Origin of the sequence: Sphingobium sp. EM0848 (assembly GCF_013375555.1) — a bacterium.
Classification (GTDB): Bacteria; Pseudomonadota; Alphaproteobacteria; order Sphingomonadales; family Sphingomonadaceae; genus Sphingobium.
The window spans coordinates 147,522-171,242 of the sequence record NZ_JABXWB010000005.1 but is presented as its reverse complement, the minus strand read 5'-3'; the positions used below and the strand labels follow the sequence as shown (position 1 = coordinate 171,242).

General features: G+C 60.4%; 23 protein-coding genes and 2 pseudogenes. 10 read left to right on the top strand and 15 right to left on the bottom strand.

Features of this window, described 5'->3' with window-relative positions:
• Positions 1-3 precede the first annotated feature (3 nt).
• Positions 4-1,371 carry a DUF1214 domain-containing protein gene (locus HUK73_RS19085; protein ID WP_176593456.1) on the top strand — a complete coding sequence of 456 codons (1,368 nt, stop codon included), beginning with the start codon at positions 4-6 and terminating at the stop codon, positions 1,369-1,371.
• 322 nt (positions 1,372-1,693) lie between these two features.
• Here the strand turns inward: HUK73_RS19085 and HUK73_RS27285 are convergent, their stop codons facing one another.
• Together HUK73_RS27285 and HUK73_RS27280 are read right to left on the bottom strand one after the other, a co-directional pair.
• Positions 1,694-1,900, bottom strand: coding sequence for a hypothetical protein (locus HUK73_RS27285; protein WP_369805570.1), 207 nt, complete (start codon positions 1,898-1,900; stop codon positions 1,694-1,696).
• Positions 1,901-2,269: a hypothetical protein gene (locus tag HUK73_RS27280; protein WP_369805569.1), complete on the bottom strand. Its 369-nt coding sequence runs from the start codon at positions 2,267-2,269 to the stop codon at positions 1,901-1,903.
• Position 2,270: 1 nt separating this feature from the next.
• On the opposite strand from HUK73_RS27280, the gene HUK73_RS26900 reads away from it, so the two are divergent.
• Both HUK73_RS26900 and HUK73_RS19070 read left to right on the top strand, forming a co-directional pair.
• Positions 2,271-2,588, top strand: coding sequence for an AbrB/MazE/SpoVT family DNA-binding domain-containing protein (locus HUK73_RS26900; protein ID WP_369805568.1), 318 nt, complete (start codon positions 2,271-2,273; stop codon positions 2,586-2,588).
• Positions 2,585-2,983: a type II toxin-antitoxin system VapC family toxin gene (locus HUK73_RS19070; protein WP_176593454.1), complete on the top strand. Its 399-nt coding sequence runs from the start codon at positions 2,585-2,587 to the stop codon at positions 2,981-2,983. The genes HUK73_RS26900 and HUK73_RS19070 overlap by 4 nt, the downstream gene beginning before the upstream one ends.
• 53 nt (positions 2,984-3,036) lie before the next feature.
• Here HUK73_RS19070 and HUK73_RS19065 read toward each other — a convergent pair.
• Positions 3,037-3,222 (bottom strand): annotated as a pseudogene (locus tag HUK73_RS19065) (conjugal transfer protein TraF); the annotation flags it as partial.
• A 258-nt stretch (positions 3,223-3,480) separates the two neighbouring features.
• Entirely contained in the window at positions 3,481-3,762 is a 282-nt protein-coding gene (locus HUK73_RS19060; RefSeq protein ID WP_176593453.1) for a hypothetical protein, read from the bottom strand.
• Positions 3,763-3,833: 71 nt separating this feature from the next.
• On the opposite strand from HUK73_RS19060, the gene HUK73_RS19055 reads away from it, so the two are divergent.
• Positions 3,834-4,385: a GMC oxidoreductase gene (locus tag HUK73_RS19055; RefSeq protein ID WP_369805567.1), complete on the top strand. Its 552-nt coding sequence runs from the start codon at positions 3,834-3,836 to the stop codon at positions 4,383-4,385.
• A 184-nt stretch (positions 4,386-4,569) separates the two neighbouring features.
• Here HUK73_RS19055 and HUK73_RS19050 read toward each other — a convergent pair whose 3' ends face one another.
• The 3 genes and pseudogenes from HUK73_RS19050 to HUK73_RS19040 all read right to left on the bottom strand — a co-directional run bounded on the left by HUK73_RS19050 (position 4,570) and on the right by HUK73_RS19040 (position 7,891).
• Positions 4,570-5,838: a cytochrome P450 gene (locus tag HUK73_RS19050; protein WP_176593452.1), complete on the bottom strand. Its 1,269-nt coding sequence runs from the start codon at positions 5,836-5,838 to the stop codon at positions 4,570-4,572.
• A gap of 20 nt (positions 5,839-5,858) precedes the next feature.
• Positions 5,859-6,278, bottom strand: a pseudogene (locus HUK73_RS19045) (nuclear transport factor 2 family protein); the annotation flags it as partial.
• Between the two features lie 59 nt (positions 6,279-6,337).
• Positions 6,338-7,891: an ISL3 family transposase gene (locus HUK73_RS19040; RefSeq protein WP_176591545.1), complete on the bottom strand. Its 1,554-nt coding sequence runs from the start codon at positions 7,889-7,891 to the stop codon at positions 6,338-6,340.
• 323 nt (positions 7,892-8,214) lie between these two features.
• Here HUK73_RS19040 and HUK73_RS19035 point away from each other — a divergent pair, with 323 nt between their 5' ends.
• Positions 8,215-8,853, top strand: coding sequence for a TetR/AcrR family transcriptional regulator (locus HUK73_RS19035; protein WP_176593451.1), 639 nt, complete (start codon positions 8,215-8,217; stop codon positions 8,851-8,853).
• A 366-nt stretch (positions 8,854-9,219) separates the two neighbouring features.
• On the opposite strand, the gene HUK73_RS19030 is transcribed toward HUK73_RS19035, so the two are convergent.
• From HUK73_RS19030 to HUK73_RS19015, 4 genes are all read right to left on the bottom strand, one after another.
• Positions 9,220-10,539, bottom strand: coding sequence for a glycoside hydrolase family 1 protein (locus tag HUK73_RS19030; RefSeq protein ID WP_176593450.1), 1,320 nt, complete (start codon positions 10,537-10,539; stop codon positions 9,220-9,222).
• Positions 10,536-11,750, bottom strand: a complete 1,215-nt coding sequence (locus HUK73_RS19025) for a Ca2+-dependent phosphoinositide-specific phospholipase C (RefSeq protein WP_176593449.1) — start codon at positions 11,748-11,750, stop codon at positions 10,536-10,538. Before HUK73_RS19025 ends, HUK73_RS19030 begins: the two co-directional genes overlap by 4 nt.
• A 30-nt stretch (positions 11,751-11,780) precedes the next feature.
• Positions 11,781-14,066, bottom strand: coding sequence for a TonB-dependent receptor (locus tag HUK73_RS19020; RefSeq protein WP_176593448.1), 2,286 nt, complete (start codon positions 14,064-14,066; stop codon positions 11,781-11,783).
• 102 nt (positions 14,067-14,168) lie between these two features.
• Complete coding sequence (locus HUK73_RS19015) at positions 14,169-15,365, bottom strand: TetR family transcriptional regulator (RefSeq protein ID WP_176593447.1); 1,197 nt, start codon at positions 15,363-15,365, stop codon at positions 14,169-14,171.
• A 37-nt stretch (positions 15,366-15,402) separates the two neighbouring features.
• On the opposite strand from HUK73_RS19015, the gene HUK73_RS19010 reads away from it, so the two are divergent.
• Positions 15,403-16,740 (top strand): MFS transporter, encoded by a 1,338-nt coding sequence (locus HUK73_RS19010; RefSeq protein WP_176593446.1) that lies wholly within the window; start codon positions 15,403-15,405, stop codon positions 16,738-16,740.
• A gap of 103 nt (positions 16,741-16,843) precedes the next feature.
• Here the strand turns inward: HUK73_RS19010 and HUK73_RS19005 are convergent, their stop codons facing one another.
• On the bottom strand, positions 16,844-18,370 hold the full coding sequence (locus HUK73_RS19005) for an acyl-CoA synthetase (protein WP_176593445.1): 1,527 nt from the start codon (positions 18,368-18,370) through the stop codon (positions 16,844-16,846).
• 267 nt (positions 18,371-18,637) lie between these two features.
• Here HUK73_RS19005 and HUK73_RS19000 point away from each other — a divergent pair, with 267 nt between their 5' ends.
• Both HUK73_RS19000 and HUK73_RS18995 read left to right on the top strand, forming a co-directional pair.
• Positions 18,638-19,078 carry a hypothetical protein gene (locus HUK73_RS19000; RefSeq protein ID WP_176593444.1) on the top strand — a complete coding sequence of 147 codons (441 nt, stop codon included), beginning with the start codon at positions 18,638-18,640 and terminating at the stop codon, positions 19,076-19,078.
• Between the two features lie 79 nt (positions 19,079-19,157).
• Positions 19,158-20,114 (top strand): IS630 family transposase, encoded by a 957-nt coding sequence (locus HUK73_RS18995; protein ID WP_176591283.1) that lies wholly within the window; start codon positions 19,158-19,160, stop codon positions 20,112-20,114.
• Here HUK73_RS18995 and HUK73_RS18990 read toward each other — a convergent pair.
• Positions 20,111-20,734 carry a hypothetical protein gene (locus HUK73_RS18990; RefSeq protein WP_176593443.1) on the bottom strand — a complete coding sequence of 208 codons (624 nt, stop codon included), beginning with the start codon at positions 20,732-20,734 and terminating at the stop codon, positions 20,111-20,113. The genes HUK73_RS18995 and HUK73_RS18990 overlap by 4 nt on opposite strands.
• 334 nt (positions 20,735-21,068) lie before the next feature.
• On the opposite strand from HUK73_RS18990, the gene HUK73_RS18985 reads away from it, so the two are divergent.
• On the top strand, positions 21,069-22,196 hold the full coding sequence (locus HUK73_RS18985; RefSeq protein WP_176593442.1) for a hypothetical protein: 1,128 nt from the start codon (positions 21,069-21,071) through the stop codon (positions 22,194-22,196).
• Between the two features lie 235 nt (positions 22,197-22,431).
• Positions 22,432-22,800, top strand: coding sequence for a hypothetical protein (locus tag HUK73_RS26560; protein ID WP_218036656.1), 369 nt, complete (start codon positions 22,432-22,434; stop codon positions 22,798-22,800).
• A 314-nt stretch (positions 22,801-23,114) separates the two neighbouring features.
• Here the strand turns inward: HUK73_RS26560 and HUK73_RS18975 are convergent, their stop codons facing one another.
• A complete protein-coding gene (locus HUK73_RS18975) occupies positions 23,115-23,417 on the bottom strand; it encodes a type II toxin-antitoxin system RelE/ParE family toxin (protein ID WP_176593441.1) in 303 nt (100 codons plus the stop codon).
• A 2-nt stretch (positions 23,418-23,419) separates the two neighbouring features.
• Entirely contained in the window at positions 23,420-23,665 is a 246-nt protein-coding gene (locus HUK73_RS18970; protein WP_176593440.1) for a type II toxin-antitoxin system ParD family antitoxin, read from the bottom strand.
• Between the last annotated feature and the right edge of the window lie 56 nt (positions 23,666-23,721).

Here is a 23,721-nt window from a genome sequence, read left to right as displayed (position 1 = left end):
CCCATGTCCCATCGCCTGATCCACCGGCTGGCTAGCGCTGCCCTGTGCACGCTCGCACCCATGGCCGTTGCCGCAGCGCCCGCCATGGCCGCCACCAAGTCGCCGGCTGTCGCCGGCGCGCTCGCCAATAAACGACAGATCGTGCTCGAAACCGCTGCGTTGCGCATTCTTGCCAGCGCGCCGATGCAGGCGGAAATCAAGCGCGTGGAGTCCCTTTATGCCGCCGATCCGCAAGGCTCGACGCCGACCGGCCGCGCCACGATCCGCCGTGCCGCTGAATCGATTGCGATGGCGGCGATCCAATATGCCGTCGGGGAGGATACCGATCGCCCTGCCGTGATGTGGGTGGTGAACGCGCCGCATGACTGGTTCGGAATGCGGGTGCCGCGATCGGGCTATGGCATCGACAATCCCGACAATGTCTATCGCAACGCCATGGTCGATGGCGCCGCCCGCTACGAAATTCATGGACGGATCAAGCGCCCAGGTCCCGCCGAACTGCATTTCGAACTTCGCGATTCGATCCCGGGCACGGCGGCGATGGCGGCCGAAGGCGGCAAGCAACTGGGGACGCTGCGAAGCGACGCCATGCAGATTGCCGCAGACGGCAGCTTCACGATCACGTTGGATAGCGCGCCCGCTGGCGAGCGCCGCAATCACATCCAGACCCCGGCGCACGGTAAGCTCCTGTTGATCGTGCGCGATCTCTTTACCGATTGGGCGACGCAGAATCCGGTTGCGCTGGAAATCCGCCGCGTCGACGGCTTGCCTCTGGCTGCGCCGCCTTCGGACGATGCCTTGGCGCACCGCGCCGCTGCGTTGCTGTCGCAGATGGCGCCTTATTGGGTCACGTATGACAACCAGTTTGTTTTCACCAAGCCGGTCAACCAGATCGGCGTGCCGCGCATACGACCGGGTGGTCGCGGCTTTTCGACAAGCGGGCATTTCAACCTCGGTCCAGATGAGGCGTGGGTGGTGACACTGCGTCCGCTGGGGGCGGCTTCCATGGGTTTCCAACTCACCGACCCGTGGGGGGTGGCCTATGATTATGTCGGATGCACAAGCAGTCTCAACACCGCGCAGGCCAAGCCCAATGCCGATGGCAGCTACACCTTCGTGATCTCTCCGCGAGACCCTGGCGTCTATAACTGGCTGGACCCCGAAGGCCATGCGGCGGGGTTGTTCGCCGTTCGCTGGCAGTCGCTGCCGCCAAACGCTGTACCGGCAGACGCGATCCAGGATTTCAAGGTTGTTCGGCTGGCGCAGCTCAAGCAAAGCTTGCCCGCAGGGGCAGTGCAGGTCACGCCGGCCGGACGCAAGGAGCAACTGGCCCAACGGGTAGCGAGCTATGGGCGCAGGCTCACCGAGTAGGACCGGCAACGACTGCATTAGGGAAGGGCGTGTGGCGCGCGCCCTTCTCAACCGACCCTTTGCGGTCGTTCGACTGCCAATTTTCGACTCTCCGGTGCGGACGGTCAGATATTGGGACTACGCTCCCACCACAAGCCGATTCCGGACTGGTGGTTTGATGGTCAACATTTCAGGAAAGCTACGGAAACCCAATGGGAAAATCCGTTGCGTCACGGATGGCCTTCTCTACCTCTCAATCCGTAAATTATGCATCTCACGAGCAAACTAGAAAGACAAGGTCGTGGTCAGACTGAGCCGGCAAGCGCTAAGAGACCCGCCATGGTCAGCTCCCTTTGTGCTTGGGTGAGGTGGTGGAGGGGACGCTCGGCGCCACGATGCCGGTATATTTCGACATGGCGCGCAGGCCGATTTCCGGCCGGACGCCTGTCAGCATCTTCGTGGCCAGATAGATGTTCCGCCGGAGATTCTCGTCATGATCGGTGCCGATCGCGGCTGGTACGAGGCGGACCGGATCATTTGTCGGCCTCACCTACAGGACCGGATGTCCGACCCATGGAAGCCCGAGGCGTCCGGAACGCAGCAGCGCATCGCTCGAGGAAATGGTGCGGACCTGCCAGCCATAGCTGCGGCCGAAGCGGGGGAGGCGCGTCCAAAGATCGCCGCACGGCAGGCAGCCGGGAGCCGAGCTCATCTCGACGACAAAGGTTCCGCCCTCCGTGTGCAATGTCGGGTCGAGATCCGCGGGGAACTCGCGTGTGCGAGGAACCCTTGCCAGCCAGGCGCTCAGTTCGCGGGGTGTCGTGACGGGATGGATCGCTGCTCGCTCAGCCTTGACCTTGTCATTTCCTGCGGCATTTGCGGGCGTGGACACGGTCAGCAGGGCGAGGGGAAGGAACACCTTGAACCCTCGCGGCTTGAATGTAATGGAAGTTTCCATTACATGGCGGATTGAAAGGATTACCCGGATGAACGCGCTCACCGTCACCGCTAAAGGACAAATCACGCTTAAGAGGGATTTGCTCCAGCATCTGGGCATCCATCCCGGCGACAAGCTCAGCATCGACAAGATGCCAGGAGGCGAAATTCGGATTCGGGCCGAGCGGCCTTCCGGCAGCATTTCCGATTTCTGCGGATCGTTGAAGCGGGAAGGGCAGCCTTCCCTCTCGATCGAAGAGATGAACGAGATCATCAGCAAGGGCTGGGCCGGAGAGCTGTGAAGGTCACGGCAGACACCAATATTCTGGTTCGCGCGGCTACCCAGGACGATGCCAGGCAAGGGCCAATCGCGCGTAAGCTCATATCCAGCGCGGAACTGGTCGCTGTGCCGCTTTCTGCGCTTTGCGAATTTTGCTGGGTTCTCAAGGTCGGCTACAAACTGAGCTCTGTCGAGATTGCATCCTCGGTTCGGCTGCTGCTGAACGCCGGCAACGTCGTCATGGACCGCGGTGCGGCAGAGGCGGGCCTGGCTCTCCTCGATGCCGGGGGTGATTTTGCCGATGGCGTCATCGCTCATGATGGGCAGTGGCTGGGCGCTGATGTCTTCATGAGCTTCGACCAAAAGGCCGTGAAACTTCTGCAGGCCATCGGGCAGAATGCGGCCCATCCCGAGTGAGAGGGACAGGCGCTCAGCCAATTGTGCTGAGTGCAGGGAAGTCGGCATTCTCATCATCGGTCAGCCCGCAATTCGGCCGGGCTTGACGGATCATCAGCCGCGCTCGCCGAAACCGGACCATTGGCGAGCACATCGAAGAAGCCGCCTTCCTCGCCAGCCCCGGTCATGAACTGTTCGGGGCGGATGTCGCCATTCAAGAGGCGCACCGCCTGGTAGTCCATGGCCGAGAGATTGGGATATGGCCCTGCGCTTCGGATCGGTCAGGCCAAGCCGTTAGACCGTCGCGATCCCCGCTTCCAGGGACGATTGGATGCTTCGTCGGTTCGCCCAGCAGTACAAGGGACGGTGCGATGGGTCAGATCACGGTAATTTCAAGGCCGGAGCGGCGGCGGGTACGCAAAAAGAAAGGCGCGGTACGACGCCCGATCGAGGTGGGCACTGTCCATCTGGTGCGCGTTAGCCGCTGACCGACCGAGGCTTTGGGAATTTGAAAACGGTCACAGGTCGGTTCGATACTGGTCAACCACTTCGCGGATTTTGGCGGCATTCGCCTCCGAGATTTCGTCTGGCGCCCAGCGGATCGGGCTTACATCATTTCCGGAAAGATCGGCATAGAGGCAAAGGGCCAGGAAATAGCTGGCGGCAGCGGTGGGATGATTGCTGTCGCTTGTCAGCGTCAGGTCTGGAAGGCTCTGGTGAAGAAATTCCCAGACCTTGCCGACATTGACAAGCCGGGCATTTGTTCCCGCAGCGAGCTGTCTATGGGCATTTTGCATCATGCCGTAATGCTCGGCCCGACCTTCCTGCGAGGGATAAGCGGAAAGGTCATAGGCCCAGTTGACGATAAGGCGTGGCGGGCACCGAAAACCCCGATGTGAAGGTGCATTTCGCCATGGCACTCTATGAGGCGATGGGGCGCAAGTTCATCATGGAGCATGGCTATTTCGCACATATCGACCTACTGAACCCGGAGGGCGTCGGGGAGATCAAACTGACCGGCCCAGGCCCGTCCCATCCTCTGTCGATTGATCCCAACATCCTGTCCACAATGAAGGACATGGCGATGGGGCGTGCCGCCATACGGGCCGTGCGCAACATCTTCGCGCAAAGCCCTTTTGATCCTTTCCGCGGCGAGGAACTGGCGCCCGGCGCACAGATTCAGTCCGACGACGAACTCGACGCCTATCTGCGGGCTACGGCAACGTTTGACATTCATGCTGTCGGGACTTGCCGCATGGGCCATGATACTATGGCGGTGGTCGATCCGCAGCTGCGGGTACATGGACTTTCCGGCCTGCGCGTCGTTGACGCATCAGTGATGCCACGTGTGCCGGGCGGCAACACCAATGTGCCGACGATGATGGTGGCGGAGAAGGCCGTCGACCTGATCCTGAGAAAATAGGACGCAAACGTGACCTATCGAAAGGAAACAGGGCCGGTGGCTGATCCTGCGCCGCTTGAAAAACAAATCACAGAAGGTGGTGAACGACCGCTAAGCCGGCGAAAGCTGATCAAACATGCCATAAAATGTGCAAAACTATGCACGGTGCTCATCCGCGATTATCTTGCGACACCGCTCGCCATTTTCAGCGAGCGGGTTGGCCGTCAGTACGCAGTGTCACCGGTCGGGGATCAAATGCTAATTGCAGTTCCTTGAAGCCGTCCATGAAAATTGAGCGGGCGTGGCGCGGCTTACCCACGATCCTGGGATTATCGATCCGCCGGACGATTTCGCCGAGCATGATTTCCAAATTGAGGCGTGCCTGGTTAATGCCAAGGCAGAAATGGGGGCCGGTGCCAAAGGTACGGTAATTGCGCCGCGTTGCGTTCGGTGGGCGGGTGATATCGAACTCATCCGGGCGTTCGAACAAAGCGGGATCGCGATTAGGCGAACCGAGCAGGCAGATGAGCTTATCACCCTTGGCGATCTTCTCCCCCGCCAACTCCAGATCCTGTGTTGCGGTGCGACGCAAATACACCACTGGGCTGCGATAACGCAGCACTTCTTCCACCGCGCCGGGCAGCAGCGAGGGATCGGCTTGCAGGGCGGCATATTGATCGGGGTGATGGATGAACTCCCACATCGCCCAGCCCAGTGTATTCCGGGTGGTTTCGGTGCCCCCAATGATGAGGTTGTTGAAAAACCGACCAAATTCTCGATCAGTCAGCTGCTCACCATCAATCTCGGCCTCTAGTACTTCCATCGTCATACTGTCGCGTGGATTGATGCGATGATCTGCGGCTAACGCTGTACCGAACTCCATAAGGCCCATGGAAGCCAGAAAACCGGCATGGCGGTTCTCGGCATAATCAGGGTCATCCGCCAGGGTTGCCGTGTTGGTGAGCTTCATCACCGTGCCAGCGTCTTCCGGCCGCACGCCCAGGACATGGAAGATGACCCGCATCGGCAACTGGATGGCCACTTCGTTGACGAACTCGCATTCCCCCCGGTCGATTACGCTGTCGATGATCTCCCGCGCGAACTGGCGCATGACTGGTTCGCGCATACGCAATGCTTGCGGTCGGAAGGCGCCATCCACCAGCGAGCGATATTTGCGGTGCTGCGGTGGATCCATGAACGTCATGCTTTGCTGCTGATCCGCGAGGATTTCGGGAGGGAAGTCCTCCAGGAGCGGCCCGTGCGTGTTGGTGAAAAGGTCCGGTGTCTGCAGGACGTGATCGATGTCCTGTTGCTGGAACAGCAGCCAGTGGCCGCGGCGCGCAAATGCATCCGGCTGCCACAGGATGCGGTGACTGTCGCGCAAGGCATTGAGCTCGCCACGCGGTAAGCCATCAGCAAAGCGATCGAGGCTGAGGAAGGTGTCTGGGGATGCGGAAAAGGGGCATTGCGACATGATGGATGCTCCGTCGAAAATCAGGCGATATCGGGGGCAATGTAGAGGTCGAAGCTCTCGTCGGTTCGCCCGGCACAAGCTTTCTCGAGCCGGTGCGCGATGCGCCAGCCATGCGTGTCGCAGCGCTGGTAATCGACGTCATAGTAACCCGAGGCCGTCCGCTGGCCGGAATGGGCCGCCCCGGAACGGATCACCCCGAGCCATTGGAAATGGATGCGGGCACGGGCCCTGTCTCCAGCGAGAATGATCTTGGGAAGGTGCATGAAGTGCAGGCCGCGGTAAGTTGCGCTCACCTGCTCGCAAAAACCCCGAAGATCTGTGTGTCCGCGGTAGATCACGCCTGGCTGCCAGCCTGCAGCCGCCATGTCGAATACGCCATCGGGAGTGAACAGCGCAGCCCATGTCTCGCTGTCGGCTGCGTCCCAGCTACGCGCATATTCAGCTTCGAGCTGTCAACCGGCGCGCAAAGTTGGCTCTGACGCAATTTTGATGACGGAGATCATGTCGCAGCCGCGATCAGTCTGGCCTCCAGGAGGTCAAGCTTGGCTCGGCCGTACATCTGCCGCTTGACGAGCTTGAGCTTGGTGATCTGGCCTTCGGTCTGCCCGTTTGACCAGTTCGAGGCGATCGCGGCCCGAACGGCGTCGATGTCCTTGGTCATGCCGCGGGCGAAGGAGTTCACCAGGCTTTGACGCGCTCTTTCGAGCCAGGCATCGAGAGAGGAGGCCGCTTTCTTCCGCAGCATGACATGGAAGGCGTCGGTGATGTCGCGTGCCTCGACGAGTTCGGGGACGGATTCCTCGATCGCCGCGACGGTGATCGTTTCAGCTCTCGAAAGAGCTTCGCGCTCTACCATCATCAGCCGCGCGATGGTTCGAGCTGACGGAACCCGGTGCAATCCCTCCGCTTTTTCCGCCCGCCGCTTCCGCGTTGCCCATTCGGTCACTACCCGAAGCGAGCCCCCGAAGCCCTGCTGTCGCATCTGCCGCCAAAGCTGTGCAGCGTTGCGCTGGCCACCAGCCCATTCCGCATCGAGCCAAGGCAACCAGGCTTCAAGGGAGTTTTCCCGAGTACGGAAGATATCGGTCCGCTGACCACGCAACACAGCCCGCACATAACCTCGGCTGCGCCCGGTCCGGCGAACGATCTCCTTGATACCGAGCCCAGATTTTGCCTGCTTCAAAATGATTTCGTTGTTTTCCTGTCGGCGAAGATAGCCCTCATATTGCAAGCGTTCCGCCGCCGTGAGCAGGTCCGGATTAACGATGGTCGTGCCGATCGCCGTACGGATTTCGCGCATCGAGCAGCGAACCGCATCGAGAAAGGCGTGGCTGGCATTTTCCATCAGATGCCAACGATCAGCCACTTGCTGGGCGTGGGGAAGGGCCTGGGCGGCGGCTAACGCATATCCACCTCCGCGGTCCCGGGCGACGACCTCAATCTGCTGTTGTCCCACGAGCCAGCCGCGTGCGGTGGCAGGCTCGCGATCGGGGAGCAAACGGATCGGCCTACGCCGTTCGAGATCGCAGATAATTGTGCCGTAACGCTGATTGCGCCGCCATGCCCAATCATCAATGCCGACCACCGTGGGTGCAGCATGTTCAGGACGGCCACGGCGACGGATCGACCGCAGCAGCGTATCCTTGCTGACGGGCGCCATCAGCCGATTGGCAAAACGAGCGCCGGGCCGACCGCCAAGTGCCAAGCCGAGATGAAAGACCAGCAAACCGAGCCTACTGGTTCGGCGCGCCCAAGGTTCCACAACCTCGGTGTCGAAGCGCTCGGCGAAAATACGTCTGGCACAGTTTGCTGTCCGACAGCGGAATCTCCGCGCATTGAGAACCAGACGAACGGATCGGCCGGCCAGCGGAAGGTCACCCAACCGCCGGGAATAATGGCTATGCACCGCCGCCGCCTTAACGTCGCAGCTTGGGCACCGAGAATATGGCTTTGCTGAACGAACCGCGATTTCCATCACCGCTCCAGCATTGTCGACCTGTTCTACCACCAGGCCCGCTGGCACCAACGCTCCATTACGCAATCGACGAGGCATGCTGCTGATCCTCCTTGGAAAATCAACCAAACCCTACCTGCCAATTGCATCAAATATGAGTCAGAGCCAATTTTAGACGCCGATCACCCCGCTAAGGGGGTCAATTTTGCACGCCGCTCCACAGCTTCGAGCTGAATGAGAGCAAGTTGGGCTTCAACAGCTTCCAGTCGGGCAAGCAGGCCATCGTTGTTCATCGGTTTCCTTTCGCGACAGTCGGTCGCCAGTTTGACCGTCAGTGAAGATTCGGTCAATATATGAACGAGACGTTCTAGTTTTATTTTTAAGATGGCCGGATGGGGCGTTTTGAACGATGGGGAGGAGGCATGAGATCCACAGCAAACCCACCACGCCGTGGCAGGCCGACCAAGGCGGAAGCCGCAGAAAGACAGGCTCACTTGCTCGATATAGCGCGGTCGGTTTTTGCCGAGCTAGGATATGCCGCTGCATCTATTGAACTGATCGCAAGCAAGGCCCGCGTGGGCAAGCAGACGATCTATAGCCGTTATGGCGACAAAGCCGGATTGTTTCGCACGGTGGTTCTGAATATCCGGTACCTGCGGTTACAGATTCCCGACTCCGGCTTGTTTGACGACGCTCTCCAAAGTGGCCTGCAGCAGCGCCTGGGAAATATTCTGCAGGCGACGCTAGAACCTGATTATGCGGCGCTATTTCGGTTATTTTTGCGCGAAGCCACGGCCTTTCCAGAGGTGTTCGAAGCCTTCTCGCAAGTGAGCGAGAGTCACATTGAGCGGCCTCTTACCCACTTCCTGGAAGGTCATATCGCCCAAGGGATGGCACTAAAGCTTCCTCTCAAAACCTGCGTCGACTTACTCATGGCGATGCTCAACAGCTTCATCTCAATCACAGTCCTTCGAGGCACACCTGCCATCGAGGAGCAGATACAGGCAGAAGCTCATGCCATCACTCAACTCTTTCTATATGGTGGAGTGATTGCGGACTGAAAGGCCACGTTGAAATGCTTCCGGAAAGGAGGGTTCAGAAGCTGCCCGCAGACATTTTAGACAGCGGAAATGTCGGGACGTGCGGATAATCTGTCAGAAACATGCTCACCCCACGTTTGACCAGAACGTCACTTAGCATCGGGATCATGCATGGCCGGAGCACCGAAATAATCGCTCGCAGATGTGGCCAGCCCGGCCATGCTGCGCATCAGAGACCTGCCGCCATAGCTACCGTCGCCATAGACCAGTGAGCGGCCGGTCTGTTAGCGGCGGCGGACCTTGCATGACGGCTGCTCGATGTCCGCGAACAGCATTCGGGCGCTCCGAAGCCGACCATCGCGAAGGTCCCAAGAGTGCCTAATCCGTTTAAGGGAGATCACCGCTCCGGGCAATTGCGCTGAATATAAGTGCGCTCGGCTTAGGCTGACGGGCAAAGCTCTTGCGGTCGACCGACGCCAGGCCGAACTGCGGTCCATAGCCTGACACCCATTCGAAATTGTCGAGCAGCGACCAGTGGGTGTAGCCGAGCACCGGCACGCCATCATCCATCACCGTCTTCAGCCCCGTGAGCGATTGCGGGATATAGGCCTGGCGCAGCGTGTCGTCGCTGGCCGCGATACCGCTTTCGGTAATCAGCACCGGCTTGCCCGTGCCCTGATGGGCATAGCGCACGCTGTTGCCGAGCGAAGCCGGATAGATTTCGCGGCCGTCGCTCGCCATTGGTGAACCGGGGGGCGGCGGGACAAGGCCATGACCGTCATAACGGCGGCGGGTGTAATTCTGCACGCCGATGAAATCGCCATGGGTGCGGATCACGTCAAACCAGGGCGCATAGACCGCGCGGCGCTTGGACGCCCGATAGCTGTCATCTTCGCCGACAAGCTGGTCGTCCTCGACCGCCAGCCCGACCCCGACCGGCAGGCTGGGCCGTAGCGCCTTGATCACCTGATAGGCCTTGATATGCGCTGCGACCATAGCCGGCGTCACATCCTGTTCACTGAACAGGGCGCTGGCAAAGCTCGGCATGCCTGAAGCCTTGGCTGCCGCGTTCAGCATAGCCTTTACCCCGCCCATAAAGGCGGGGGGCAGTGCCGCGAAACGGAGCAGCGCCGAGACATTGGGTTCGTTGAGCGTAACGGCATAGGCGATGCGATCGCCCAGATGCCGCATCGCCCGGTCGCAGAAGCGAGCGAACAGATCGGCGCCATCCGCCGACTGGAAATGGCCATGCCCTGCAAACCAGCGCGGCACGCTGAAATGACTGAAGGTGATAATCGGCGCGAGACCCCGTTCCAGGCAGCCATCGATCATCCGGCCATAATGATCCAGCATGGCGATCGAGAACTGGCCCGATTCCGGCTCGATCCGTGCCCATTCGATGCCGAAGCGATAGGCGGTGAGGCCCAGCGCCTTTACAAGGTCGAGATCCTGGGCCCAGCGGTGGAGGCTGTCGCAGGCGTCGCCTGACGGCTCGGAAAAAAGGGTCGGCTTCACATGTTCAAGCAGCCATATGTCGGAAGCGACATTATTGCCCTCCACCTGATGCGCAGCGGTGGCCGATCCCCAGAGGAATCCTTCAGGAAAGTCCCGCCCGCTCTTGGGCTTGGGCGCGGCAAGCGCTGGTGCGGCTACACCCGCGGCGCAGATGCCCAGCATTGCGCGGCGGGAAAGATCGGCATTCGTCATTTGCCAATGTCGCATTTGGCGACGACGCTGTTGCAGCGCCAACCATGAGCGAAGGGCGCCAGATGATAGCCATTGGCATAGACATTGGGCGCGCTCAGATAATCGGTGGAGATGATCTGCGCGCCGCTTGCCAGCGCGGCGTCACGGCGGCGCGCGTCGTCATGGCGGGCATCGACGGTATCGATATCGGCACGGGCACGCACCAGATAGCCCTTCTTCACCGCGTCCCGGATTTCCGTGCCATGGCTCAGCGCATTGTCGAACAGCATGAAGGCGGTATGCGCCATGCCGGGCTTGCCCTGAACAAAGGCCATGCGCCCCTGCAGCGACGGGCGGCCGTCGAGATAGGGGGCGAAGGCGGGCAGGTTCATGCCCGGCACCAGAAACAGGAAAAGGAACTTGCCGCGCACTGCCTTGACCGTGGGCCAGCGCCCGGCGAGGGCCGCAGCCTCCAGCGTGAGCATGTCACCGCGCAGATCGTCGGGCGTGAAGACCTTGTCACGGCCCAGGATGCTGCGGATGTCCTCATCGACCTCGTCGAAGGCGGCCTTGTCGAAGGGCGGCACGACCGCTGCCCCCGGAATGACACGGTCCAGCCCCGACAGTTTGGGCTCCAGCAGGATGAAAACCGGGCTATGGTCCGGCTCGCTGTCGGACCATTGTTTCAGCAGGGTGAGGCAGGAGCGGAAGCTGGGGCACTGGCTGCGAAAATCGAGATCGGCGATGTGGAAGACCTTGAGGCCTGGCTTGCCGAGTTCTTCCCGATAGATGGGGGCAAGATCGCTCGCGCCCTGCTCGTGCAACTGGCGATAGGGCAGCGGATCGGCATAGGCGCCGCCTTTGGGATCAGGCTGCAGGTCCAGTTCGATGCTGCGCACGCCGCTGCGCAACTGCGCCTGCAGCGGCATCTGCACATAGTCCAGCGTCCTGGCCATGTCGGTCAGGCCGCCGGGATGTTCATCCTCCATTGCCGCGCGCTGGGCGGGCGTCATCGCCAGCCCCATCTTCTCCATCAGCACGGACAGACGCGGCGCCATCAGCGCCATGACGCGTGGGTCGGCGGGCATGGCATAGCTGTTGTGGGTGCCCACCACCTGGATCTGGTTGATGGGCAGCGCATCGTCGGCCGCTGCATTGTCCATCACCTTTTCTCCCCAGGCCGCGCTCGCGATGAGCGCGGTGGCGGCGATACCGCCAGCAATTTTCTTCATGATCTTGCTTTCCTGAAGGCTTGTGGGAGATCAGAAACTGACGTTGACGAAGCCGCCAACCGTGCGCCGCGCATTGGGCGAAGTGTAATGGAGCAGGCCTAACGCCCCATATTGCTGCCATCCGGTCGAGAAATATGTGTCGAACAGGTTGCGGGCATAGATGCCGAACTCGACCGTCTTGCCGGGCAGGCTGAACGTCAGGCGACCGTTAACCAGACCATAGCCGGGCACGTTGGAATAGGCGGGCTGGCCCACCACGGTCCAATATTCGCTGCGATAGGCATAGTCAGCATGGGCGCGCACGCCGAGGCCCGACCCGAATTCGGTTTCATAATCGACCGCTGCCGTCCCGGCCCATTCGGGCGAGTTGGTCAGGCGCGATCCGGTATAGTCGGTGGTCGCGTTGTAGACATAGTCGGTGAACTTGGCGTCGGTATAGGTGAGCGCTCCCGACAGGGTCAGGCCGCGCATTGGCTGGACCGCGACATTGCCTTCCATGCCCTGCGTGCGCAGGCCGCCGGCATTGCCGATCACGATTGCCTGAAGCAGGCCGCCGGCGCCATCCGGGATCTTGGTGAGGATGGTGGCCTGAAAATCCTTGAAGTCCGACCGGAAGATGTCGAGGTTCACGCGCAGGCGGCGGTTGAACCATTCCGACTTGATGCCTGCTTCCCAGGCCTTGACCGTCTCATCCTTATAGGGCGCATATTTGTTGCCGACAAAGGCGATGCCTGCCGGCTTGTAGCCGGTCGAATAGCTCGCATAGAGCATGACATTGTCGCTGAGCTGGAATTGCGGGGCGATGCGATAGGAGAAATTGTCGCCCTTCACCCGGCCATGATCGACTGCCGGCGGCGCGCTCGACCCCATGAATGTCGGAACATAGCCTGCGATCGGCAGCGGATCGACGGTGATGAAGCCCAGGCGCTGCGAATTATCGTCATGGGTGTAGCGGCCGCCCAGCGTCAGGCTGAGGCGCGGCGTGATATTGAATTTCAGCTGGCCGAATGCCGCCATCGTCTCGTTCCGGGCGTTGAACAGCGAGGCGTTGGCATCGACGCCGATCGCACCGGTCAGCGCATAGAGTGTCGGCCGCGGCACGCCATTGGCATCATAGAGCGGCGCGCCGAGCGTAGCCCATTGCAACTGCGTCTGACGCGCGCGCAGGTTGTTGTAGAAGCTGCCGACCAGCCATTCGACAAAGCCGCCGGTGGGCGAAGCGAGATGGACTTCCTGGCTGACCTTCTCGGTATCGAGATAGCCGTTGTTGAAGGGAATATAGGCATATTGATCGGTCGGCGTCAGGTTGGCCGGCGTCGCATTGTCGTAGCGGGTGCGGCGATAGGCGCTGATCGAGGTCAGGTCGAGAGCTCCGAGCTTCGCATTGACGCGCAACGATGTACCCCATTCCTCGGTCGTGATCTCGCCGAAGGAGGAGTCGGCCGTGTCGGCGCTTTCCGGCCCGGGATAGACGCCCAGAGAGTTGAGGATCGCTGTGACATTGGCCGGCTGGCCCGACACCGGCGTGCGCACACTGCTGTCCCAATGATAGGCATAGTCGCCCGACAGCGTCAGGTTGAAGCGGTCCGACGGCTCCAGATAGAGCTTCGCCCGACCGCCATATTCATGCTGCGATCCGACCAGCCGGTTCAGCGTCACATTGCGGCCGAAACCGTCGAACGCCTGGTCGAAGCCGGACACCCGCAGCGCCGCGATCGGCCCCAGCGGGATGTTGACGGTGCCGTTCAGGATGCGCTCGTCATGCTCGCCAAAACTGGCGCTGGCACGAACCGACATGTCGCCGATCTTCGGCTTGCCGGTGGTCACCGCAATCACACCCGAGGTCGCATTCTTGCCGAACAGCGTGCCCTGCGGCCCCATCAGCACATCGACGCGCTCGATATCGACCAGGCCGGTCAGGCCGTTGGCACGCTGGCCATCCATCACCACATCGTCGACGACGACGCTGACTGACTTGGCATTGGAAAAGTCAAAGGAGGTGCTGCCGACGCCGCGAATCTGGAAGGCGGCGCCCTGGGTCGGGTCATATTGCACGCCCGGCATCGTATATTGAAGATCGGTTACCGAAGTGTAGCCGGTCTTGGCTAGTGCCGCACCGTCGATCGACTGGATCGCCAGCGGCACCTTCTGGCTGCTCTCGCTGCGGCGTTCGGCCGTCACTACGATTTCTGGCAGCGCTGCACCGGAAGCCACTGGCTCCTGGGCATGGGCGGCGCCAACGCCCAGCGGCAGGGTACCGCCGACCAGCATCGTCGAAAGCAGAAAGAGGCTGCGCCTTGTCTTGTACCCAAACATGATTCTCGCTCCGTCCCATCGAACCGTTGGGCGGCGCACTAAAAGCCGATTTTTACGATTTTAAGACGATTGTTCGATTAAAATATCCAATAATAATTGCTTTTAAGACGATTGTTCGGATCGAGAAAAATACCGCGACATATCCGGGAATGGCTCGACAAGAGCGCCACGCGCAAGGATTTCAAGGCCGTGGCCAATCAACGCGACGACGATCGCCTGTACCCGCGCGCGATCGCCATCGACCGGAACGCCGATCCACTGCGCCACCTGCACATGGACATTTTCCGCACGCCGCCGCCGCATGTCGATCGCGAAGGGGAGGAAGGCGGGATTGCGATTGGCCAGCAGAGCGCTGTCATGGGTAAGCTGGATGATCGTTCCATTGCCCGGGGCTGTGCCGTTGGACCCCCAGATATCCGCCCGCATTCGGCGATAGATGGCCTCCACCCCGCCGAAGACGATGTCACGATGGGTCGGAAAATGATGCGCGACGCTGGACGCCGCCATGCCGGACACCTGGGCTACCGCACGATGCGACAACGCGCCGACGCCATCGGCGACGATCAGGTCGGCGATATGGTCGGCAAGCGTGGCCTTCGCCCCCTGTGGCACGATATCGGCTGCGTCCAGTGCGTCAGCCGATGGCACCGCCAGCCGATCGACCAGCATCATGTGCCATTGGCTGGCCGCTGGCGCCGGCGCCTCGCCCGGATCGCGCAACAGTGCCCGGATGGTCGACTGGCGCAGCAATCGATAGTCGGCAATGTCGCTAAGCGCGATCGTGAACGGGCGCTCATCGAGGCAATAGGCGCTGATCGCGTCGGCCAGTCGGGCGCCGTCGGGCGACGCCTGCAACATCGTGCGCCACATAGTCGCCGACCGGTCGAGCAGGCGCGGCACATCCGACACTGTCTCGGGCACGCGGCTGGCGAGCAGAGCCAACTCGCAGGTGACGATGGCGGAAATGCGCTGCTCGCCCGCCATCAGATCCAGCCAGGCGCCAACCAGATCAGGCAGCAGCCCGGCCGCAACCGGCTCGATACCATCCAGCCGGGCAAGGAAGTCGCACGCCAGCGCATCGGCAAGGTCAATCTCCCGCGCGGTGACTGCCGTAATCAGCGCGGCGCGATCACCGATGCGATAGCTGATCGACCCGACCGACATCTCCGCCTGCTCGGCAACGGTTCGCAGGCTCATGCCGGCAAGGCCGCGCTCGGCAATCACTGATCGTGCAGCGTCGACGATGATGATATTGGCCTCGGCATTGCGGATGGCCGTGCGGTTTGCAGGAGCGTTCATGCCGCCATCCATATCGCGCAACATCAAACAGTCCAGCATGCTTCCACCTGCAGAGAAGTCGTTGCAGACGATCCTTGTCGCAGCTTTGTCATGCAACGCCTCTATCGGCGCGCGGGTGAGCCATGGACGCCTTCCCCTCATCGCCTATGGCATGGCGCATAGCGGCAAGAACCTGCTGTGGTCGGGCGTCGACGGGCTCAGCCTCTACATCCTGATCAAGGTCGTTGCGGTGTCGCCGATCATGGCAGGTATGCTGTTCGTCCTATCATCCTTCTGGAATGCCGCCATGGATGGCATCTGGGGCTGGACGATCAGCCGGTCATTGATGATCCACCGGATGGTGCCCGCCATTTCAGCGGTCGCGACCATCATTGCCTGCCTGAGCTTCGCACTGTTGCCCAGCCTGCCGGCGGGCGCGATCGGGCCCGCAGCATTGGGGCTCATTACCTTCCGCACCAGCTTTGCCCTGCTGGATGTGCCACATAATGCCAGCACATCTCCACTCGCCGACATCCATGGCCACCTGACGCTCTCGCGCTGGCGTTCCGTACTGAGCGCAGGCATGAGCATATTGGTCGCCTTGGCGGCCATCTTGCTGGTCGGAACGCCGCAAATGGCCTCGCGCGCTGCGATCATATTCCCGATACTGGCGCTGATTGCACTGGTCCTGCTGTCCCCTCTGCCATGGCTCCTCCGAGCGATGAACATGAGCCAGTTGCCGCCTCGCGAAACACCATCACCACCCCTGGGCGGCATGCCCGGACGCCGGCTCCTTGCCTTCTGCCTCGTCCAGATGATGGGTTTTGCCGCGCTGGCGTCCATTGGCAAGTCAGTGCTGCACATGGACATCATGCCGCTCTGGATCCTTGAATATGCGCTGCTGCTGCTCAGCTTGATGCGGCTTCTCGGGACATGGCTCTGGTCGCCGGTGGCGATGCGCTTCGGTTCGGCCGCTGCGCTGTCCATCGCCTACATATTCTGCGCCGGGGCGATCTTGATGCTGCCCTTAGCGATCGAATTGGGCGCGGCATGGAGCGCATCCGTACTGTGCCTGCTCGGCGTCTCCTTCGGCGGGATCGCATTGCTGACCTGGTCGACATTTACCGAGCTTCTGGCGCGTACGGCCCACAGCAACGCCGATCTTTCGACAAGCTATGCCCTGTTTACCGCCGTTTCCAAGATTGGCCTTGGTTTTTCCGGTTTCCTGACGGCCAGTTGGATTGGCCGACAAGATCATGATCTGATGATGTCTTCTCTCTGGCCGATGATTCTGGTCGTTGCTGGCCTGTGTGTATTGACGGGGCTGATGGTTTGGCCTGGCTGGAGATCGGCTTTCCAGTTCTCAAGCATTCGGCCATTCGCTCATCTGAATTGAAAAAAAAACGCTTCCGAAACTTCACCCGATATCTGCTGTCAAACGTCCGCTTGGTCATCATTGCGAATAGGAAGCGGGCAGGCAGGTCCCACAATCGCCGCCATCAAGAAGTCGGCCTATCCAAGGAAGCTCGCGCTATAGCGGTGCTGAGTAGCGCTTTCAGGTCCGGCTTGGTCACCTTGCCCATGGCGTTGCGGGGCAGGCTGTCGACGAAACGGATGAGCCGCGGAATCTTGTACGCGGACAATTGCCCCGCGGACCAGGTGATGATCTCCTGGGCATCCGCTTTGTGATCCGATCGCGGTACGATGAAGGCTGCCACTACTTCGCCCCAGGTCGCATCCTCGGCCCCGATGACGGCCGCCTCTGCGACCGCGGGGTAAGCGAGCAACACCGCCTCAATTTCAAGCGCCGACAATTTGTAGCCGCCCGACTTGATGATATCGATCGAGGTCCGTCCCATGATCCGGTAATAGCCCTGTTCGATTACCGCCATGTCGCCGGTGCAGAACCAGCCGTCGCGGAAGCTGTCACGCGTGGACCGTTCATTGTCCCAATATTCGAGGAAGACATTGGGTCCCTTGACGCGGATCTCGCCCGGTTGCCCCTCTTCGATGATGGGGTGCTCATCCTCACCATAGAGGCGCACTTCGACCCCCGGCAAGGGCTGGCCAACATGGCCCGCCCGCCGCTCGCCATGATAGGGGTTGGACAGGGCCATGCCAATCTCGGTCATGCCGTATCGTTCGAGCAGCACCTGGCCGGTGCGCGCCCGCCACTGCTCAAACAATGGAACCGGGCAGGCTGCTGAGCCGGACACGTTGAGGCGCATGGCGGCAAAGCCGTCGCAGACCCTTTTCGCCTCACCTTCTTCCAGGCTGTCGAGATGGTCGAGCAGCTTCACATAGATGGTAGGCACCGCCATGAAGACCGAATAGTCGCCCACTGCTACATGATCGGCGATGGCCGGTGCATCGAACCGGGGGAAGAGATGCACCGTCGCGCCCGTCCAAAGGGCGCAACTCAGCACGTTGATGATGCCATGGACATGATGCAGCGGCAGGAACAGGGGGATATGATCGCTGTCCGACCAGCCCCATGCGTCCAGCAGCACGGTGATCTGCGCCCGGATATTGCCATGGGTCGTCACCACGCCCTTGGGCTTGCTGGTGGTGCCGCTGGTGAAGACCATCATCGCGCGCCGGCCGTCGGCAATATCTGGCAGGACGCATGTTTCACCGGTCATGAGCTCGTCCGGCTGCAACAGACAGATGCCCAGTGACACGCACAGTTCGCCTAGCATGGCGTGATGCTCGGCTTGGGCGATCAGCCGGGTTACCCGCGCGCAGCGAAGATAATGATCCAGTTCGGCAATGGTCGCGCCGATATTCAAGGGAACGGCGATCCCGCCCGCGCGCCAGACGCCGTGCATCACAGCCACATAGTCCGTACTGGCAGGCAGGAAGAAGGCGATGCGCTCTTCCTCCAGATCTTCCTTGCCACCGAGCAATCCGGCAGCAAGGCGGTCGGCATGGCCATTGAGCGAGGCATAGGTGACGCGGCGCTCACCATCGATCAAGGCGATCCGGTCATTATCCCCCTGTAAAAGCGGGAAGCGGTCTGTCGGCATGATCCCCTCGTCTCGAATGCAATATGCAAGTCGCCTCTCTCATAGAGGCGCACGACCCGCGCGGCAATGACAGGGGTCATCGGATCAAGCCAATCTTGCTGCTGCCTGGGCAATGGCGAGAAGCCCTCTCTTGGTAAGCTGGTTGCTCCCTGACCGGGTGTCGGAATGTTGCCGAAGGGAGGGGGAGTGGTTCGAGGCCAATTTGGGAACGATTGTGTGTGATCTGAATGACTTGACATGCTATCGTGGTGGCGAAGCGAGGAACTCATGGCAGAGCAGAATGCGCCCCATTCGAACGCGGAAAATGGTCATCCAGGAAACCTGCCACCCCAGGCGAGGGATTGGTTTTGGCGTCCCTGGTACGCCAAACTTTGGTGGGGATCAGCGGCGATATTCTGGCCCGTAATCCTTGCGGTGCCCGGCTATCTCCTTCCAAGCGCCATTGTCGTGCCGGCCGGCGCGCTGCTTCATCCATTTGTGATCGTGCCGGTTTTGGGTTTCGGCTTTTTCAGGACATGGTTCGGCTATCAATTCAAGGCGGGGAACGGAGAGAGCCTCCAATGGAGTCAGCATGATGATTTTGGCCGTGACACGGCTTCGTTTCGACGGATGGATCCAACGGACCCCGCAAATTCAAGCCACTATGGTCATCCCGCCAATCCAATGAGTGAAGCTTCCCGCAACCGAAGGTTATGGGGTATCGATTAGAGCAGTGAGCACAAAGTAGGAATCGCGGACGATTCCTTTTTGCGCGGATTTGTGATTCATGTGCCTGTGGAGGTGAACCATGGGCAGAGCATATTCGGCTGATTTGCGGGAACGGATATCGGCGCACGTAAGGGCGGGACACTCGCGCCGGGCGGCGGCCCGCCATTTCGGTGTGAGCGCGAGTTGCGCAGTGAAGTTGTTGCAGCGAGTGGAACGAACAGGTTCGGCTGCTTCTTCACGAATAGGGCGGCCACGCGGCGCTGGTAAGTTGGCGCCGTATATGGCCCGGTTGACGGGCTGGGTGGATAGGGAACCAGACATCGGCATGTCGGAGCTGTCCAACAAGCTTGCAGCGGAGACGGGCGTAGTTGCCCATCCGGCATCCCTCTCGCGGGTGCTGATCCAGGCTGGCTATCGGGTAAAAAAAACGCTGCTGGCCAGCGAGTGCGGACGCGATGATGTCGCTCATGCGCGACTGCGATGGCGCCTCGACCGGCAGCCGCAGATGCGCGCAAAGCCTCATCACCTCGTCTTTCTGGATGAGACGGCGACCACCACGAAGATGACCAAGCTTCGTGGCCGGGCGCCAAAAGGAGAGCGTCTCAAGGCCCGCGCTCCGTTCGGTCATTGGAAAACGCAAACCTTCATCGCGGGGCTGCGCTGCGATTGCTTGGTTGCCCCGTGGGTGATCGACCAACCGATGAACCGGCGCCTGTTCGAAACCTATATCGAAACCCAGTTGGCGCCAACGCTCAGCCCCGGCGATGTTGTGATCGCCGACAATCTGTCGAGCCACAAAAGCGAAAAGGTCAAAGCCTGCCTTAAAGAGCGAGGTGCGTGGATCCTTTTCCTCCCCGCTTATTCACCCGATTTGAACCCAATAGAAATGGCCTTCGCTAAATTGAAATCGCACCTGCGACGGATCGGGGCGCGGACCATCGATGAGCTATGGAAGGCTCTCGGACATATCTGCGACCTCTATTCTGCCGAAGAATGTTGGGAATATTTCAAGGCCGCCGGATATGCGTCCAACTAATCGCTCACCGCTCTAAGTGCCAGAGCGGGCATCCATCCAAACCGGGGGCGCATGATAAGAAGCGCGATGAGATCGAATACGACTGCCAACGATACCCAAGGCCAGAACCACGCATTAGTCCGAAGCGGCCACGCCATCCGGATTGAGATGAATAATCCGGCAAAAAGCAGCGCCGCGATGACGGCTGGACCGTCAGCTATAAGTTTCAGGTAGACGGCGGCTTCCGCCATCGCAATGCCCATCATCGCCGCCAAAAACACGTCAGCGTTGGAAACGTCGCGAAATCGAAGCGGTTGCGGGACATCTGGTGTGTTCATGCACGCAAACTTGCAGATGATCTCTATGTCCGCAACTGAGGAAGACCGAGTGAGCAAAGAAGGGCAGACTATGGTCGCCTGGCGCCGGGCAGCTTCATCTCGCTTGGGTTGCGCCACTGCTTTTGAGTCGCAGGTTCGTGATATCATTTCTATCACGTAACATTTTTCCCAAAATGTCGGGTCTGTGCAATTCGTGCCGTAAAAATAGACATATGCGGCGCCTGCGACCCGAAGGCTTCCTTTAAGTAAGCCTTTTCCTAAGCCCGTCGACATTTGCGTCGACGGGCTCTTTTCATTCAGCATGGCTCACAACGGTGAGCGGAATGTCGGCAAATGGCAGATCCTGCTCTTCGTAGAAGCGTCTGTTTAGGCGCATTGCTGCCATTGTGCTTTCTCCTCGGCAATCGACCACTTCCGGCGGGATATGACGTTCAACGCAGCCAATCTGAGCGACCGGGTCTGGTCCGGTGCTGCCTGTTTAGGCACCGTCCAGCCATCCGGTCAGAACGCCCTGCATTTTGACCTGTGTCGCCCTCAAACAGTCATATCAGCCGTTCCACCGCGGCGCTATGAGGTCGCAATCCAGCGGTGCAGCATGCGGGCTCGACGCAAGAGCTGAAGGGCGGAGGCGATGGTGGTGAGCGAAGGCAATGAAGCGGGCGTTGAATGGGCCCTAGAATATCGTGGACTCGACGCCACCGATGGCGCCGCCGGCAACAATATCTTGTTCAAAGGCGCACGCTTTCAGCCCCTGGACTACGGTACACTGGCTTCGGCGCGCCTTGACCAGCCATTGACTATCCCGATCGACATTCATGCCCAGGTCCAAAGTACCGACATAGAAGGCGTCGAACCCGGGCACTTCGCCCGGACACGGGCGAGTCTCCAGACGCCTTTCACTTCCTGCGCGATCGGGCTGGTGCCCGGCGGGTGGCTGCCGAGCCTCATCGCCGCAACGTTCAACAAGGCAGTCGTGCTTCTGGATCGCAACATCGTCACTGAGGTCATAGGCCGGTTTGAAAGCGGCGCGGCGCGTCGGACGCGCCAGCCGGATTTTCTTGACCTGTTCGAGGGTCAGCCGATCACGATCAACCCCATCCTTTCGGTCCTCGAAGGAGAATTGAAGCGATCCCCGACGTCAGCCGAAATTGATCGAGACCTATCCCAAACGGTCGCAAAGCTCCGCCGCGCGTTGCCGAAGGCGATCTTAATCCATAGCGACCAGACCAGTGCCGGGATCGTGCAGATCATCGACCAGACGCGCGACCCGATGGCGCGCAAGCAGGCGTTCTTGCTGAGAATGGCGCCGCTGCTTGCCTCGCCGATAAGCCGAAAGAACCGTGATGCCGTGCGGCGCGAGATTCTGATCGCAGCCGATCACACCGGGGTCGACCGAAATTCAATGGTAGTCCTCGCCGCACTGAGCATCGCGGCGGTACCGAAGGCGCGCAGCCCTGCCAAAGGACTTCTCAAGTTCAAACCCGGTTACGACGCGGGGGATGCCTACAACGCGTTGGCCGACATCCGATCGCTTGAGATCCTGATCAAGCTGTTTGCCGCGTACCCGGACCAGCCCGTTCAGTTCTGCACGGCGGATAGGCCGCTCGCGCTGTTCTGGACCGCAATCCGGGCATCAAATTTTCGCGACGGACCTGACGGGCCGACGTTTGACATGGATCCGGTCGAGGCGCTGATGCCGGACCAAGAGACCGACTGGCGCGAGCGGCTGTTGGAGGCGCTGCCGAAAGCATTAGCCGCCAGCTGATTCAAGCTCGGCTGCCGCTACCAAATTATTGAAGCATCGTTTTTCGATAGTTCTGGTCATTTTAGATGGAATGATCTAGGCCGAACTCATGATCCCTGCTCAATGCCGCGCTGCCCGGGCGCTACTTGATTGGTCCCAACAGGTGCTTGCTGACGTCGCGGGAGTCGGCGTCGTTACGGTGCGCCAGTTTGAGGGCGGCGTCGGATCACCTAGAAACGCGACGAAGGAAGCATTGATGACTCGGCTTGAAGCTGCGGGAGTGGAATTCTTCGCGGGAAACGGTTCTGGACCCGGTGTCAGGTTGGCCCATGACCCCGACTCGTTCGACCAATTTATGGCCTTTCTCAAACTCTATGAGCGGAATCGGCTTCTGGCGCTGGGGCGCCACGCAAACCCGCTACCGCTTTTTGGATATCGATTTGAGTATGCCGCCGACGGCGCCGACTTGACCTTTCGCGGTGCGCGCCTGGGCCAAGTCCGCTGGCAGGAGGGTCGCGTTACGTTTACCCCGCCGTTGGCTTCCGACAGCGAATCCGCGCTCTCGGACAAAGCGTTCGACGAATGGGTAGCGCGTGCCGAATATCGCAGCTCTACGGGCGGCTAATTTCGTTGCCTTGTTCATGGCAATCTGTCAGCGGGCGCTGGAGGAGCCCTCGCTTCGAGCAATAACGCCTGATCGCGTCCTCCACCAAGTGTCGGGGGCATTCGTGAAATTCCGGTTCAGGAACGGCGGGTTGCGGCAATATCAGCCGTTCTGGCCCGAGTCTTGAAACGGCTGGAGTTGGTCGGTACTTCCGGTTCCGGCGCCACCCGGCCTGCCGCCAGAACGGCCGCTCAGGCCCCGTGGCCGCGGCGTCGTCAGGAGAATTGCCAAGCAAAGGGAGCTACGGAATGGCGTATGCATTTACACAGCCATGGCTAGCCATCGTAAGTCGAGGATATCCAATCTTCCCGACCATGCCGGACGCGTAGAATAATGACCTCGTTCTCATCTCCCACATCATAAATCACCAGATGGGCCTTGTAGGGATGCACGAGGACAGGCGGCGAGATCTCCTCTCGCAAGCGCGCGGCATGGGAATAGTCCGCGAGAAACGCGAAAATCGCGCTCAGCCCTTCATGATAGGCGTCAGCCTGCGGCAGGCCAAACTGCCCTATGCCTTCCAGAAAAATGGCGGTCAGATCGTCGGCTGCGGCGCGTGTTAAGCGGAAGCGTGGCACGGTCAGGCTTGTAAGCCAGCCTGGCTGATCGCCCGCGCCCGGATGTCCGCCATCGTCTCATCACTCAGACCGCTAGCTCGGGCTTCATCGACAAGGCGCTGCATGGCGGCAACCTTATCGGCGCGTTCCTGGTCACGGCGGATGAGATCGCGCACATAGTCGCTGGCATTGCTATATCGACCAGTGTCAGCTTGCGCTTCCACCCATTGCTTCATCGGATCGGGCAGTGAGATGTTCATCGTAGCCATGGCAACCTCCAAGGCCAGGAAAATAGCAAAGATTGGCAAAGTTTGTCAATTGATGC

Coding starts and splice junctions, on each gene's coding strand:
- HUK73_RS19085 (WP_176593456.1), top strand. CDS start 4: ATGTCCCATCGCCTGATCCACCGGCTGGCTAGCGCTGCCCTGTGCACG.
- HUK73_RS19060 (WP_176593453.1), bottom strand. CDS start 3,762: ATGATGCAAAATGCCCATAGACAGCTCGCTGCGGGAACAAATGCCCGG.
- HUK73_RS19050 (WP_176593452.1), bottom strand. CDS start 5,838: ATGTCGCAATGCCCCTTTTCCGCATCCCCAGACACCTTCCTCAGCCTC.
- HUK73_RS19040 (WP_176591545.1), bottom strand. CDS start 7,891: ATGCCTCGTCGATTGCGTAATGGAGCGTTGGTGCCAGCGGGCCTGGTG.
- HUK73_RS19035 (WP_176593451.1), top strand. CDS start 8,215: ATGAGATCCACAGCAAACCCACCACGCCGTGGCAGGCCGACCAAGGCG.
- HUK73_RS19030 (WP_176593450.1), bottom strand. CDS start 10,539: ATGACGAATGCCGATCTTTCCCGCCGCGCAATGCTGGGCATCTGCGCC.
- HUK73_RS19025 (WP_176593449.1), bottom strand. CDS start 11,750: ATGAAGAAAATTGCTGGCGGTATCGCCGCCACCGCGCTCATCGCGAGC.
- HUK73_RS19020 (WP_176593448.1), bottom strand. CDS start 14,066: ATGTTTGGGTACAAGACAAGGCGCAGCCTCTTTCTGCTTTCGACGATG.
- HUK73_RS19015 (WP_176593447.1), bottom strand. CDS start 15,365: ATGAACGCTCCTGCAAACCGCACGGCCATCCGCAATGCCGAGGCCAAT.
- HUK73_RS19010 (WP_176593446.1), top strand. CDS start 15,403: ATGCTTCCACCTGCAGAGAAGTCGTTGCAGACGATCCTTGTCGCAGCT.
- HUK73_RS19005 (WP_176593445.1), bottom strand. CDS start 18,370: ATGCCGACAGACCGCTTCCCGCTTTTACAGGGGGATAATGACCGGATC.
- HUK73_RS19000 (WP_176593444.1), top strand. CDS start 18,638: ATGGCAGAGCAGAATGCGCCCCATTCGAACGCGGAAAATGGTCATCCA.
- HUK73_RS18995 (WP_176591283.1), top strand. CDS start 19,158: ATGGGCAGAGCATATTCGGCTGATTTGCGGGAACGGATATCGGCGCAC.
- HUK73_RS18990 (WP_176593443.1), bottom strand. CDS start 20,734: ATGCTGAATGAAAAGAGCCCGTCGACGCAAATGTCGACGGGCTTAGGA.
- HUK73_RS26560 (WP_218036656.1), top strand. CDS start 22,432: ATGACTCGGCTTGAAGCTGCGGGAGTGGAATTCTTCGCGGGAAACGGT.
- HUK73_RS18970 (WP_176593440.1), bottom strand. CDS start 23,665: ATGGCTACGATGAACATCTCACTGCCCGATCCGATGAAGCAATGGGTG.